Below are 1,235 nucleotides of genomic sequence, written 5' to 3'. Positions count from 1 at the left end.
CTTCGGGGCGCAGGACAACCGCCTGGTCGTCCCTCCGGCGTGGGCTCGCACCGCGATGCCCGGGCGCGCCCCCGGGGGGCAGGCGCCGCGGGGGGGCGGGTGTTTGGCCCCGGGGGGGGCGCCGGGGGGCGCGGCCGGGCGCCGCCCCCCCCCCCCGCCGCAGTGGACGGACCCGGCCACCGGGTTCCTCCGGCGCTCGGTCTCCCCGCCGCAGGCCGGTCTGCGCGCCGAACTCGTCGAGGGCACCCTGCCGAGCGGCGCCCGCATCGCCTACGACGGGCCTTCGGTCCCCGGGCTGGAGCACCACCTGTGGCTGCTGTCGGGGCAACTGGAGTTGACCGTGCAGGAAGAGGTCCACCGGCTGGCCCCCGGCGACACCCTGCGCTACCGCCTCTGGGGCCGCTCGGCCTTCCACGCCCCCGGCCCCGACCCGGCCCGCTACCTGCTGGCCCTCGTCCTGCCCTGACGACCTGACGCCGCAGGGCCGTTCCACCCCTCCTCCGCCGCCACCCTCCGCCGCCACCTTCACCGCCACCTCTTCACCGCCCCGCAGGGAGCAGCCGTGCCGTCCGACCCCCGCCCGACCACCGCAGCAGCAACCCCCACCGCAGCAACGCCCACCGCGACGACGTCCGCACCGGCGCCGGCCGCCGCCGATGCGGACCGCCTCACCGGGCCGCTCTCCGCCGACGACCTGAGGGCGGCCGCGCCCGCCCTCGCCGACCTGCTGCTGGACGCCGTCCGGGGCGGGGCCTCGCTCGGCTTCCCGGCCTCGCTCACGGCGGCGGAGGCCACCGCGTGGTGGCGGTCGCGGGTCGATGCGGTGGCGGGCGGCCGGCTGCTGGTCTGGTCGGCCGGCACCCCGGACCTGTGCACCGGGACGGTCAGCCTGGTCCTGGCGGACCTGCCGAACGGGCTCCACCGGGCCGAGCTGGCGAAGCTGATGGTGCACCGCTCGGCGCGCGGCCGGGGGCTGGGACGGCGACTGCTCGCCCTGGCCGAACGGGCCGCGGCCGACCGCGGCCGCTCGCTGCTGGTGCTGGACACCGAGACCGACAGCCCCGCCGAGCACCTCTACCGCACCGGCGGCTGGACGCCGCTCGGCAGCATCCCGGGCTACGCCACCGACCCGGCCGGCGAACTCCGGGCGACCACCGTCTACTACACGCACCTGGCCGGGCCCGCCGAACGGGCCGCCGACTCCTGAGCGCGGACGGCCCCGCACCCCGCCGGGG

The 1,235-nt window shown here is 79.0% G+C and carries 2 protein-coding genes; both read left to right on the top strand.

The genetic code is table 11. The features are described 5' to 3' along the window. Window positions 1-103: 103 nt before the first annotated feature. A complete protein-coding gene (locus tag ACFV0G_RS39525) occupies window positions 104-466 on the top strand; it encodes a cupin domain-containing protein (protein WP_380558816.1) in 363 nt (120 codons plus the stop codon). Between the two features lie 228 nt (window positions 467-694). Beyond that, window positions 695-1,207 (top strand): GNAT family N-acetyltransferase, encoded by a 513-nt coding sequence (locus tag ACFV0G_RS39520; RefSeq protein WP_380558819.1) that lies wholly within the window; start codon window positions 695-697, stop codon window positions 1,205-1,207. The last annotated feature ends 28 nt before the right edge of the window (window positions 1,208-1,235 follow it).

The organism is Kitasatospora sp. NPDC059571 (assembly GCF_042735675.1).
Lineage (GTDB): Bacteria > Actinomycetota > Actinomycetes > Streptomycetales > Streptomycetaceae > Kitasatospora.
This window is presented reverse-complemented; position numbering and strand designations above follow the sequence as displayed.